Source organism: Cyanobacterium sp. HL-69 (genome assembly GCA_002813895.1).
Lineage (GTDB): Bacteria > Cyanobacteriota > Cyanobacteriia > Cyanobacteriales > Cyanobacteriaceae > Cyanobacterium.
The window spans coordinates 1095121-1108347 of record CP024912.1 but is presented as its reverse complement, the minus strand read 5'-3'; the positions used below and the strand labels follow the sequence as shown (position 1 = coordinate 1108347).

Here is a 13227-nt window from a genome sequence, read left to right as displayed (position 1 = left end):
GATCCCCTTCTAAATCAATAGAATAAAGGCTTTTGCGGTTATTAACGGCTCGGATGAACTTCCGGGCTAATGTTAAAATATACTTAAGAAACTTAACGAAAATTAATATTTCTCAAAAAAATGTATTAGAATATATAAAACATTACATTATTAAGGAATGTTAATACCTATTCTCATTTTTGACGTTGCATTGGTGGCATGGTCACTACATTTGATGCAACAAGCATTCAACGAACGGGAATTTTCTCTTATGTTGGCGGGTAGTCTCGTGGCACTATCGGCTGCTGCTATGTTAGTGGTTTATTTCCTTGCTAATAACTGCATTACTTATCTAAGTCAACCAGTGACTTTAAGCTAAAGAAGAAATTATATAGACGTTTTCTTTTACACTTTTGGTTTGGGTTAAAACCTTTTATATTCTTTTTAAAACTTAAGTTATCGTTATCTCTTCATGTTTTCGGATAACAAATAGTTAACAACAAACAACAAACTAGCCACTGAGACTGCTAGACTAACATCAGATAAAATAATCAATTTTGTTGATAATCAATCAATGAGGAGATGAGTTGATATGTTTGCTCAAGTGTACCCCCGCTTAATCAACCGTGTTGGGGAGTTTAATCCCCAGTTATTTAGGGAAATAAAAGGCAGATTACAGTTACGTAATGTAATGGTTGTGTCTGCTTTGTCTATTGTGGGACAGATATTATTATTTATTTATTTTGAAGGGCTTTTACCTTTCCATGAAGGGGTTTATAACCGCTATTGTACAGGGGAAGGTTATGATACTTATTCTAGGGGATCTCAACTGTGCATTGCAGATATGTTGGGCAATATCCAGACTATTAAGGAAGTATGGTGGCTAGATATGTTTGTCACCATGAGTATTATGGGTATTTTTATTCTTTTGTTGGGTGGCAGTTATATGTTAATTGCTGATTTAACCAAGGAGGAGAGAAAGGGTACTTTTAATTTTATTCGTCTTAGTCCTCAGTCAGCAAGTGATATTTTTCTCGGGAAAATTTTGGGTGTACCTATCCTTTTATATTTATTTGGTATTCTAGCTGTTCCTTTACATATTTGGTCGGGTTTATCTGCTAATGTTAGTTTTCCTTTGATGATAATGTTTTATCTGATTTTGGGAGCTAGTTGTTTATTTTTTTATGGTGCTAGTTTAGTTTTTAGTTTGGTGACGGAAGGATGGGGAAATTTTCAAGCGCCTTTAGGTGCTATTTTCATTTTCTTTTTCTTATTTTCTGTAATGGGAGTTACTTTGGAGTCTAATGCTCCAGCTTATACGGAAACTTCTCTTGATTGGTTTTTGTTGTTTTATCCTGGTACATTTTTGGCTTACCTTGTGGATTCTACTTTTCTATCTCAAACTACTTTGGGATATTTATCGGCGGATGCTCTTACTAATGTAAGTTGGTATGGACAAGGTTGGTGGGAAAATGGTTTTTCTGGGGGATTTTTAATTTTATTGAACTATGGAATATGGACTTTTTGGTTATATCAGGGTTTGAAACGTCGTTTTGCTAATCCTTTGGCAACGGTGATTACGAAGTCTCAGAGTTATGCTCTTTCTTTTTGTTTTATTGTTACTAATTTGGGTTTTGCTTTACAGAGTTTGGATGGATACAGGGATTTTCCGGTAACTATTCAGGTTATACAGGTTTTGAACTTGATTTTATTTTTGTTGTTGATTGCTGGGTTGACTCCTTCTCGTCAGAGTTTGACAGATTGGGCAAGATTTCGTCATGAAAATTCCCGTGAAAATAGGGTTTTATGGAGAGATTTGGCTTTTAGTGAAAAAAGTCCTGCTGTATTGGCGATCGCCCTTAACTTATTATTAGTTAATCTGTATATCATACCCTCTTTGTTTTTCTTATCCAATGGAAATGTAATGGAGTTGATATTTGGGTTAATGTTAGGAGCTTTTTCTATCCTAATCTATGTTTCTGTTGCCCAATTACTAATGACATTAAAAACTGCAAAAAGAGGATTAATAACAAGTCTTACAGTGGTGGTGCTGAATATATCTCCATTATTTGGACTTTTGCTTTTTAATGTATCGAATCAAAATCTCGATAATCCTTTACTTTTGCAAGGAATTTTGGCTAACCTTAGTCCTTTACCTATTACCCTTAATACCGCTCAAAGTTTAAGTGCGATCGCCATTTCTCTAAGCCTTCAAATAGTCACCATTATTGGTTTTAACTTGAAAATGACGAAAATCTTGGCTCTTGCGGGGATGTCCGAAACCAAGCGTTTGATGATGACGGATAACTAATAGTACAAAAAAGATGAGCTTCACTGATAAATTCATGATTGCTCATCTAAAACTTTTCAACTATGGTCAAAAACTAATATCATTGTCAACCAATCAAGAATGCATATTACTCTTTCTTTGTAAATGAGTAAGTTCTACTACATTGTTAATCGTCTATTTTTAAGCAGAATTACAAAAATTAAGACAAAATAAAGAAAAGGACTATTAATCTGAGATAGTAAAGGCAGATAGAAAAAATAGGGGAATCAAAATATAATGCATATAAGCGAACTTACTCACCCAAATCAATTACATGGTTTATCCATACGTCAATTAGAAGATATTGCCCAACAAATACGAGAGAAGCATTTAGAAACCATTGCCGCTACAGGAGGACATTTAGGCCCTGGACTTGGAGTTGTAGAACTTACCATCGCTCTTTACAATAGCCTAGATTTAGAACAAGATAAAGTAATCTGGGATGTAGGACACCAAGCCTACCCCCACAAAATGTTAACAGGACGCTACCATGATTTTCATACCCTCCGTCAAAAAAATGGCATTGCAGGGTATCTAAAACGTTCGGAGAACAAATTTGATCATTTCGGTGCTGGACACGCATCCACGAGTATCTCCGCAGGGTTAGGAATGGCTTTGGCGAGGGATGCTAAAGGGGAAAATTTTAAAGTTGTATCCATCATCGGTGATGGTGCTTTGACAGGGGGGATGGCACTAGAAGCCATTAACCATGCTGGACATTTACCCAACACTAATTTAATGGTGGTGTTGAATGATAATGAGATGTCGATTTCTCCCAATGTGGGGGCTATTTCTCGTTATCTTAACAAGGTACGTTTATCAGATCCCATTCAATTTTTAACTGGTAATATTGAGGAGCAATTTAAACATTTCCCATTCTTTGGCGATGGTGAAAATCTTTCTCCTGAAATGAAAAACCTAAAGGAAGCCATGAAACGCCTTGCTATGCCCAAGGTAGGGGCGGTAATTGAGGAATTAGGGTTTACCTATTTTGGTCCTGTGGATGGTCATAATATTACAGAGTTGCTCAATACTTTCCATAAAGCCCATAAGGTAAAAGGCCCTGTGTTTGTCCACGTTGTCACTGTCAAGGGTAAAGGTTATTCTATGGCAGAAAAAGACCAAGTGGGTTATCATGCCCAAAGTCCTTTTAATCTTACCACAGGTAAGCCTATTCCTTCTAATAAACCCAAGCCTCCTAGTTATTCTAAGGTTTTTGCCCACACCCTCACCACCTTGGCAGAAAATGATCCTAAAATTATTGGTATTACCGCAGCCATGGCTACGGGTACGGGTTTGGATAAGTTACAGCAGAAGTTACCTAAACAGTATATCGATGTGGGTATTGCGGAACAACACGCCGTCACCTTGGCCGCTGGTTTAGCTTGTGAAAACATGACTCCTGTGGCGGTAATTTATTCTACTTTCCTCCAAAGGGCTTATGATCAGATTATCCATGATGTTTGTATCCAAAAAATTCCTGTGTTTTTCTGTTTAGACAGGGCTGGAATTGTGGGGGCTGATGGTCCTACTCACCAAGGAATGTATGATATTGCTTATCTCCGTTGTATTCCTAATTTGGTGATTATGGCACCCAAGGATGAGGCGGAGTTACAGAGAATGACTGTTACTGGTATTAAATACAAGGAAAGTGCGATCGCCATGCGTTACCCCCGTGGTAATGGTTTAGGTGTACCTCTAGCCGAAGAAGGTTGGGAAGAAATTCCCATCGGCAAAGGGGAAATTTTACGTCATGGGGATGATGTTTTGTTGCTCGGTTATGGTTCAATGGTTAATAACGCCATGCAAACTGCTGAAATTTTAAGTGAGCATGGAGTAGAAGCAACGGTAATTAATGCCCGTTTTGTTAAACCCCTTGACACTGAATTAATCATACCTTTAGCCGAAAAGATTGGTAAGGTAGTCACCCTCGAAGAAGGTTGTATAATGGGCGGTTTTGGCTCTGCGGTACTCGAAGCATTAATGGAACATAATATTAATGTACCTGTTAAGCGTATCGGTGTACCTGATATTTTAGTAGATCATGCCACCCCAGCACAGTCTTTTGCGGATTTAGGTTTAACCAGTCCTCAAATTGCTGAAAGAGTTTTAGATACTTTTTTTAGTGATAAACCCGAAATGGCTGTCAATAAATAGTTAGTTTTAGATGGTGGGTGATAATTAATACCCACCACAACATTTAAAGTAAAGCAAACCAGATAAACTTTAATTTACTTTGCTCATTTCCATAAAACAAAAATATTACCCATTATTTATTTTTTGATTCATGGTGTCTGTTAATTTCTCAATAGCTTTAATGAGATTTTCTTGAGCTACAATTTCAGCGTTAATTTCTTCTTCTGCCACTGCCTCTGCTTCCGCTTCTGCAATTTGTTGTTTCCGTTCCAATTTTCTTTTTAGAGATTCAAAAGAGCGAATTAATAGAAATAAACAAAAAGCAATGACTAAGAAGTTAATCACCGCAGAAATAAATAGTCCATATCTCACCGCACCATAACTTAATTCTTCTAGTCTATCTACCCCTGCCGCTTGAATGGCAGGATTGAGAATTAGGGGGGTAATAACATCTTCCACCAAAGAATTAACAATACGTCCAAAGGCTGCACCGATAACCACGGCCACGGCTAAATCAATGACATTTCCTCGTATGATAAATGTACGAAAATCTGCCACAAACTTTCCTAGGGCGCCTTTTTTATTATTTGTTGTCATGGGTATTTTTTCTATTTGTTATCATGTTTTTTATGTCCATAGGATAAAACACTTTTGAGTCAATTTAGCAAAAATTATTGTTAAGATTTTTATTTTTATGATTAAATATACCCATAGCTCTAAAAAACTTTATGTTTGCTTTTGTTTAAAATAATTAGTTTTTACGATATATAAGAATATTTTTCTTGCTTTATTAAAAAACTCCTAAAACATAAAAATATTATCCAGCATAACAGTAAAAAAACTTATAATTACAAATATTTAATAATACAAAAAAATATGAATTGGTGGCGTAAACTTAAAAAGAATCCTTTGGCAAAAATTGGGGCAGTTGTTTTAATAATCTTCTATGTAGCAGTTATTTTTGCAGATTTTATTGCTCCCTATAGTCCCTATACATCGCAAAATGATGGCTCTTTATTACCTCCCACCAAAATTTATTTACGCAATCAGCAAGGGGAATTAGTTGCACCCCACGTTTATCCTACTACCCAAGGCCCTACGGATTTGAATACTGGCGATCGCCTCTTAGAAGTAGATTGGGAAAACCCATCACCCATTCGCTTTTTTATCAAGGGTACACCCTATCAATTTTTACAAATAAAATTGCCCCTTCCTCCTACTTTTGAAGAAAGAGAAATTTTTGGAGGATTTACCTTTACCCGTCGTTTATTTGGGACAATTGGAGAAGGTAAAATTAATATTTTAGGCACCGATGAACAAGGAAGAGATCAATTCAGTCGTATCCTTTTTGGGGGTAGAATAAGCCTCTTTATTGGCTTAATTGGTATTGCTATTTCTTTCCCTTTAGGGATGTTTGTTGGGGGTATTGCGGGTTATTTTGGTGGCTGGATAGACAGTGTTTTGATGCGATTGGTAGAGGTTTTGATGACCATACCAGGTATCTACTTATTAGTTGCTCTCGCGGCGGTATTACCCCCAAGCCTGAGTAGTGCGCAACGGTTTTTATTAATTGTTTTGATTACTTCTTTTATCGGATGGTCTGGTTTAGCAAGGGTAATCAGGGGTCAGGTATTATCTATTAAAGAGCAGGAATTTGTGCAATCAGCAAAGGCGATCGGGGCGGGTCCATTTTATATTATCATTCGTCATATACTGCCCCAAACTGCCACCTACATCGTCATCTCTGCCACCCTATCCATTCCTAGCTTTATCGTTGCGGAGTCGGTATTAAGCCTCATTGGCTTAGGGATTCAACAACCAGATCCCAGCTGGGGTAACTTACTTTCCCTTGCGTCTAATGCCTCTATCATCGTCTTACAACCATGGTTAATTATTCCCCCTGCGGTGTTAATTATTTTGACGGTTTTATCTTTTAATCTCCTTGGGGATGGTTTACGGGATGCCCTTGATCCTCGTAGTATTAATAAATCATAATGAATGTGAGTAACTCTAGGGCGTGTCATCAATTAAGCCATATAACGACTGCGGCTAGATAAATAGCACCAAGAAAATTTATTTTTCGTTTATCATACCTAGTGGCTATGGCTCTATATTGTTTTAATCGGGCAAAAAAGTTCTCAATCAAATGTCTTGCTTGATATAAATACTTATCATATTCTCGTTGTTCTTTTCTATTTCTTTTTGGTGGAATAACCGCTATTTTATCCTGCTTCTTTAGCTTTTCCAGAACTCTTTCATCCGCATCATAACCTTTGTCCCCTAACAAAATATCTGCCTTTATTTCTTTTAGTAAAACATCTGCACCGTCCAAATCACATTTTTGTCCTCCGGTGAGGAAAAAACCTGTAGGATTACCTAATGCGTCAACCGTAGTATGAATTTTTGTACTTAAACCTCCTTTACTTCGACCTATTGCTTCCTCGTTTTTATCCCCCCTTTTGCACCAGCACTATGCTGGTGTGCTCTTACTATGGTTGAATCAATCATGGCATATTCATCGTCACTATCTCCTGCCAAAATTTGAAAAACCTTTTCCCAGACACCTTTTTTATTCCAACGACTAAAACGAGTATGAACCACTCGAAAATCACCAAATCGACTAGGTAAATCTCGCCAAGGAATACCAGCTCGATACCTGTACAATACCGCTTCGACAAAAAGTCGATTATCTTTGGCGGTGACTCCCACTGTACCAAATCGACCCGGTAATAAATCTTTAATTTTTTCCCATTGATCGTCTCTCAAACCATACCTGCGCATCTCTACCATATCCTCACTTTTGTCACAATTACTATCATCCTTATTTTATCTGTTATTCTCTTCTATTTGATGACACGCCCTAGTTCAGGATAAAATTTATAGTCTTGTAAAGGTGACAGGTATCTGGTATTTAGTTCCTTGATAGCCTAATAAAGGCTTGTTGTATTCTAAACCTACAACCAGTCACTTTAAACCTAATAATACTTACAACTATTATCTCGAACTGAGGTTAAGTATTAGTTATCAATCAAAAAATCATTTCTTTTCGTCTGAGTAGTCTTTAACAATTGTTCAATTTCTGACCAGTTATTAGATTCTATATTATTAATAATAGTATCTAATTTGTTTTGATATTCTTTAAGACTATTAAGGACATTTTTTTGATTATTTTTTGCCATCATTAAGCCTAATTCTGGGTTTCCTCCTCCTACTCGGCTGGTATCTCTAAAACCTGAACTAGCTATTTTTTCGGCAAATATTCTTACTTTTTCGTCTTTTTCTCCTAGACAACTGTAAATCAAATTGGCACTGATTATCACAGGTAGATGGGAAATCCAAGCCACCGCTTGATCGTGAATGGTGGGAGTTGTGGTTAATATTTTGCATCCCACCGAGAGCCACATTTTTTCCACAAGGGCGATCGCCCTTACACTGGTATTATCATTAGGAGTAATAACACAGGGCGCATCTTTAAACAAATCCTTTTCCACCGCATCAATGCCACTATTAGCAGTACCCGCCATGGGATGACTACCGACAAAATTTGACCATATTTCTTGAGCAGAAGCCACAATAGACTCCTTTACCGAGCCTACATCCGTTACCACCGTATGGGGCGACAAATAAGGAACTAAATTTTTAAGGGTGGGAAGAATATACTCTATGGGGGTGGCAATGACTACCATATCACAACCTTTGAGCAAACTAAAATCTACTCCCGATGTACTGGCTACCCCCTTTCTCAGAGCCTTGGAGCAGGTTTCAGGGTTTCTTGAGACTCCTATCACCTCGTACCCTTTCGCCGTCAAATCTAGCCCCAAAGAGCCACCAATCAAACCTAAACCGATGATTCCTACCCTCATTTACTCCCTAGGCATAGCCGCAAAAATAGAATCTCCATCCACCGTGACGATAATTTCACCGTTATCCTTAATCCAATATCCCCGTAAAAAAGGAGCTAATTCTGGGGTGATAGCAGAAGCTGGGGGAGAATGTAAGTTATCAGTATGGCACATTTCAATATCTTGAACATCACTTACCACCAAACCCACTAACTCCCCTGTGCTTAAAGTTTTCAGGTTTTGGTTACTAGGGTGAATTACCACCGCTTTATGATTAGAAGCCGTCACCGATTGCTCATACCAAGGGGTAAACCCCAATAATTGCCCTAAGTCAATCATCCAGACGATTTCCCCCCGCCAGTTATATACCCCCATCACCCAACTAGGCATATCAGGCACGGGAACAATTTTTCCAAAGGGAATTTTGAGTACGGCAGCAATTTGTGACAAACTAACCATCAAGTTAGTGTCGGGTAGTAATACAAATCTTAAAAATTGGGACGCTTGAGAGGAGGTAGTGTCTTTATTAATAGAAAAGGATAGGTTTGATTGATTGTCCATGGTTGATTCCATAATTATATAGAGGGTAGCTGAGAATTAATTTCTCACCATATTCCCTCAAAAAAATATTTTATGCCGTCAATTTTTTTACAGTGCTAAATAATTCGTCTTTATTTACAGGTTTGGGTAAATAGGCATCTGCCCCCTGTTTCATACCCCAAAACTTATCCATTTCACTACCTTTCGTGGAACAAATAATAATGGGGATTTTGTTGGTGTTATCGTTAGATTTTATTTCCCTACAAATTTCAAAGCCACTCTTACCTGGTAAAACCACATCAAGTATGATTAAGTCTGGGTTAATTTGAGAGATTTTAGTGAGGGCTTCTTCTCCACTTTCTGCGGTGGTAATAGAAACGCCAATTTCTTGTAAATAACTTACTAATATCTTTCTCTCGGTGGACGAGTCATCAACTATTAATACATTTGCCATATTGCTTATTAACCTCTATAAATTAATCATAATATTTATCTTCAAACCATAACAATGATATAGCAATCTTTTCCTTTTCCATAGTCTAATTACTATCTCTCTCTTAGGATACCCCGATTTTTAGATGTTTTTTAATAGTTTCTAATACTAAGGCTCTATCTACGGGTTTACCGATAAAATCTGATGAGCCGACCATTTTCGCCCTCACTCTATCTACTAAGCCATCATTTCCTGTCAAAATTACGATAGGGGTATGTTTGAAGAAGGTTAATTTTCTTAGTTGACTACAGATTTCGTAGCCGTTAGCGTTGGGCATTATCAAGTCTAAAAATATGAGGTCTGGTTTTTTGGCTAGTAAAATGGCGATCGCCCTTAGGGCATCATTGATACCGATAAAGGAATAACCAGCCCCCGTGATAATTTTTTCCATGGTTTGACAAATCAAAGGACTGTCATCCACACAAGCAATGGTAATGTTGCTGTTGGCGGATAAATCATCATCTCCATCATTTTGGATAGGCAGAGAAGGGGCTGGAATATCTCCAATTTCGATGAGTCTGACCAAACCCCTTTGTACGTAGGGTAACAAAGAGCGAGTCACCGTCAAAACATCCCGTTTCATACGTACGGACAAATCCCGCAAAGTTTGTTGTCCATCTAATAATTGAGTGAGGGTTTGATATACCTGGGGATTGGTTTGTTGCTCCAACTCTTGGGGTTGGGTGATAACAGGGGCCATGTCTGGGGAGCGATCGGCAATTTTGGCGGACTGCCATGCGTGCCACGCCTTCTGAGCCTCTGTGATAACCTGTTCAGCATCTATTAACACCAAACGAGATGAAAAGGGTAAAGTGCGATCGGGTTTTAGCTCACAAGTAACCTGCATCGCTTGGGTGACATCAAATAAAACCTCAATAATATTTTGACGAATCATTTTCGCCGCCTGTTCTAAGGTAATCCTTTGTTGATCTACCCAAAAGCATAAAAGCTCATACTCCCAACAATTATTCTGCTCATCCAACTGTAACTGATTAATGTCATTTTGAATAGCTCCCATGTGAGAAGGAATATGGGGTAGATTTGCCACCAAATTACGGCGCCATCTTCTATTGGGATGATGTCCCCCCGTGGCATAGACAATACGACCTAAATAGAGATAAAATACCCATTTATTACGAGTTCCGGTTAATAATAGTTGGCCGCTGAAACGAGGCTGTTTTAAATTTTCAAAAAATCCCGCTTGTTTTAAAGCCGTAAACTCTCGAAAAGGTATTGGGTTAGACATATTCTCTGGGGCAGTCGTTGCTTTCTAGGTGAATTTGATAATGGTTTTATTATTTCGTCACACCTTCTAGGGTATCACAATGCTGGGACTTCTCCCCTATCTGTTAACCCTTGATTAAAATAAAAAAAGGCACTGGATACCATTTTACCAAGCCTAAATAAAATTTCCCTTTAAAACCAACCATTAAACTCCAAAAAATTGTCGATGAGGACAAGCGGCAATTCTAGTATCAGGATTTAGGGGAGTGCCTTCGGCGGTGGTCGTCATACCTCTCATTTTCCTAACAGCATTGATAGAAGAAACACAATCACAACCAAATAACCTTACCGCTTCATCGCTTTCTTCATCGGTAAAATTCATGATGTAGTCTCCAAATTCGTTTTTCTCTAAATTGGGATATTCTACTGGAGCATTTTCCTGCGTGGTGAATACACTTCTTTCGACACTACTCCTAAATCTGATTTCTTGAGCTTTAACAGAGGAGCTAGACTCCCCAAAACTTACGAAAATAGATGCAATAACAAGGGGAGTTGAGAGAACTAATGTTTTGAAAATTTGATTAGCATTCATCACAGAAAATTTTAATTTTTATAAAAAGTATTTTTCGCCCATGTTATTTAATAATCACCTGATTTGTCAAGAGGAAGAAATGTTAGCAGAATAAATTATTCTAATAAAAAAGCTCCCCATAATGTAGGGAGCTAGTTTTTAAAGTAAAGAATAGAATTTGATTAAGCTAACAACTTTTTATGATCTCCTTAATAAGGATTGCTAGGGTTAGGGTTAATAGGTTCTACAGAGGGAGAAATTCCTGGTTCATCCATAGGACTCTGTTGCTCACTGGCAGGAGGTACAGGAGCAGAGTTAGTGGGGCTTTGAGTGGGTGAAGTGGGACTAAAAATATCTCCTTGAGGTCTTACCTCTGTTTCTGTTTGGTTGTCACAACTACCGCCCACACAATACTCAGCAGATAAGGATTGTCCTTCTTCTTCGCAACCTTCACAACTGGTGACGGTCATATTTTCTACGGTGAACATGATTCCTTCACCTCTATAAGTGCCATCAGCAAGGGGAATTTCTCTGCCATCATCAAAGACACCAACAGCTCTATTATCTTCAATTACAATACTATTCGCTCCAGATTGTTGCAAAAGTAGATCGAGAGGAACAATATCAGGTTGTTCTTGGGGTGTAGGAGATGGGGATGTCTGGGCTTGAGCGGAGGAAATTGCTACATTATCGAAAACTCTGGCTAAATGCTGAGATACAGCATTGTTACTGACGAAGGCTAATCCTGTTAAAGACACAAGGGCGATCGCCATTTTTCCTTTGTTATTGATATTTAGTTTATACATTCTCAATTTTTACTTACAACACTGCTACCAACAATTTCTTTATTATCTTTAGTAGCATCACCCCTACAGACAAAGAAAACATGTTAAAGGTTCATTATGACTAGAAATACTTACGTGTTCGATTCAATCATGAATCAACTATCTAATATTTATTTAAAGATGTTCAGATTTCCTATTGATTTAAAATAAATTCGTTTTCTCTAACACTTTTTCCATCCTAAGCTATATCCTAATTCAGTACCTCTCAAAATCTTTAGAATATGCAAAAAGAGATCTTGTGTTCACGGCTTCAGGTATTATTGAGCTTTTAAGTAATAAATTGTTGTTACTTTGATGGGGTAAAATCTTTTATTAATTTTTAATCATTACTTAATCATTGAGTCGTTAAAATGTTGCCTAGAACTTAAAATATAAATGCCGTAAATAATTTTCAATTAATTTTAATGTTTCGTTTTACTACAATTCCAATTTCTAAGTATGGTCTTTATGGGCGATCTCTCAGTATCTTAATATTAAGTTCTCCTATTATTGCCTCATATTTCCTCAAAGTTACAGAACAACAATCTCCGTTTTCTTGTATTATTTTAGCCTTTACAGGTATTCCTTGCCCCGGATGTGGATTGACAAGATCTTTTTTAGCCATGGCTCACGGTAGGATTGGTGAATCATTCTATTATCATTTATTTGGACCTTTATTATTTATTATTTTTATTATTTCTTCAGTTCACTTACTATTAGAAATTTTAAGAAAAAAACAAATTAAAGCACAGTATATAAAATTAGTACAAAATAAAAAGTTACAATACTTGATTTTGTCTTTAATTTTGGTTTATTATTTGAGTAAACTTATCTTTCTTTACAGTACAGGAGAATTAACAGAAAGTTTTTTTTCATCTCCTCTAGCAAATCTTCTTTACAAATCATACTAGAATCTCATCAGTATTAGGAATCAAAAAAATGACTGAATTTAATGCTTCAGAAGCTCAAAGTAAAAAAATGGCAGCAGGTATTTGTGGTATTCTGCTTGGTTCTTTTGGAATACACAAATTTATCCTTGGCTATAATCAAGAGGGAATAATCCTACTCTTAGTCAGTGTTCTTACCTGTGGTTTTGGTGCTGCCATAACAGGAATTATCGGCATTGTGGAGGGGGTAATTTATTTAATGAAGACTGACAAAGAATTTTATAACATGTACCTCAACGGTAAACAACCTTGGTTTTAATTCATGAAAAGTTTAAAAATTAATAACATTAGCGCAAAACTTTTTCTTTTTATTAGTGGCGGTAGTTATCTAATATTTTTTTC

14 protein-coding genes are annotated in these 13227 nt (G+C 37.1%); 6 read left to right on the top strand and 8 right to left on the bottom strand.

Annotated elements, in window-relative coordinates; genetic code table 11:
• The first annotated feature begins 157 nt into the window (after positions 1–157).
• The 3 genes from AA637_RS05070 (at position 158) to dxs (ending at position 4465) form a co-directional block, all read left to right on the top strand.
• The gene (locus AA637_RS05070; RefSeq protein ID WP_069791811.1) at positions 158–358 is read left to right on the top strand and encodes a hypothetical protein; all 201 of its coding nucleotides are present in this window, start codon (positions 158–160) and stop codon (positions 356–358) included.
• Positions 359–571: 213 nt separating this feature from the next.
• On the top strand, positions 572–2290 hold the full coding sequence (locus AA637_RS05065; RefSeq protein ID WP_446684156.1) for an ABC transporter permease: 1719 nt from the start codon (positions 572–574) through the stop codon (positions 2288–2290).
• A gap of 255 nt (positions 2291–2545) precedes the next feature.
• Positions 2546–4465, top strand: a complete 1920-nt coding sequence (dxs, locus tag AA637_RS05060) for a 1-deoxy-D-xylulose-5-phosphate synthase (RefSeq protein WP_446684155.1) — start codon at positions 2546–2548, stop codon at positions 4463–4465.
• 105 nt (positions 4466–4570) lie between these two features.
• Here the strand turns inward: dxs and mscL are convergent, their stop codons facing one another.
• On the bottom strand, positions 4571–5041 hold the full coding sequence (mscL, locus tag AA637_RS05055; RefSeq protein ID WP_446684154.1) for a large conductance mechanosensitive channel protein MscL: 471 nt from the start codon (positions 5039–5041) through the stop codon (positions 4571–4573).
• A 279-nt stretch (positions 5042–5320) separates the two neighbouring features.
• Here mscL and AA637_RS05050 point away from each other — a divergent pair, with 279 nt between their 5' ends.
• Positions 5321–6439, top strand: a complete 1119-nt coding sequence (locus tag AA637_RS05050) for an ABC transporter permease (RefSeq protein ID WP_446684153.1) — start codon at positions 5321–5323, stop codon at positions 6437–6439.
• A 28-nt stretch (positions 6440–6467) separates the two neighbouring features.
• Here the strand turns inward: AA637_RS05050 and AA637_RS05045 are convergent.
• The 7 genes from AA637_RS05045 to AA637_RS05015 all read right to left on the bottom strand — a co-directional run bounded on the left by AA637_RS05045 (position 6468) and on the right by AA637_RS05015 (position 11920).
• Positions 6468–7225 (bottom strand): IS5 family transposase gene (locus tag AA637_RS05045; RefSeq protein ID WP_446684519.1). Its coding sequence is split into 2 segments (ribosomal slippage): positions 6468–6886 and positions 6886–7225, totalling 759 coding nucleotides; the frame shifts between segments, so codons are not numbered across the junction.
• A 236-nt stretch (positions 7226–7461) separates the two neighbouring features.
• Positions 7462–8307 (bottom strand): prephenate/arogenate dehydrogenase, encoded by an 846-nt coding sequence (locus tag AA637_RS05040; protein WP_446684152.1) that lies wholly within the window; start codon positions 8305–8307, stop codon positions 7462–7464.
• The gene (locus tag AA637_RS05035; protein WP_446684151.1) at positions 8308–8847 is read right to left on the bottom strand and encodes a chemotaxis protein CheW; all 540 of its coding nucleotides are present in this window, start codon (positions 8845–8847) and stop codon (positions 8308–8310) included. It lies immediately after the preceding gene.
• Positions 8848–8917: 70 nt separating this feature from the next.
• A complete protein-coding gene (locus AA637_RS05030; protein WP_069791419.1) occupies positions 8918–9280 on the bottom strand; it encodes a response regulator transcription factor in 363 nt (120 codons plus the stop codon).
• Positions 9281–9383: 103 nt separating this feature from the next.
• Positions 9384–10565: a response regulator gene (locus tag AA637_RS05025; protein WP_446684150.1), complete on the bottom strand. Its 1182-nt coding sequence runs from the start codon at positions 10563–10565 to the stop codon at positions 9384–9386.
• Positions 10566–10748: 183 nt separating this feature from the next.
• Positions 10749–11135 (bottom strand): hypothetical protein, encoded by a 387-nt coding sequence (locus AA637_RS05020; RefSeq protein ID WP_069791417.1) that lies wholly within the window; start codon positions 11133–11135, stop codon positions 10749–10751.
• A gap of 188 nt (positions 11136–11323) precedes the next feature.
• Positions 11324–11920, bottom strand: coding sequence for a hypothetical protein (locus AA637_RS05015; RefSeq protein ID WP_446684149.1), 597 nt, complete (start codon positions 11918–11920; stop codon positions 11324–11326).
• 443 nt (positions 11921–12363) lie between these two features.
• On the opposite strand from AA637_RS05015, the gene AA637_RS05010 reads away from it, so the two are divergent.
• Positions 12364–12849: a DUF2752 domain-containing protein gene (locus AA637_RS05010; protein ID WP_446684148.1), complete on the top strand. Its 486-nt coding sequence runs from the start codon at positions 12364–12366 to the stop codon at positions 12847–12849.
• 28 nt (positions 12850–12877) lie between these two features.
• Positions 12878–13144: a TM2 domain-containing protein gene (locus tag AA637_RS05005; RefSeq protein WP_446684147.1), complete on the top strand. Its 267-nt coding sequence runs from the start codon at positions 12878–12880 to the stop codon at positions 13142–13144.
• Positions 13145–13227: the final 83 nt, after the last annotated feature.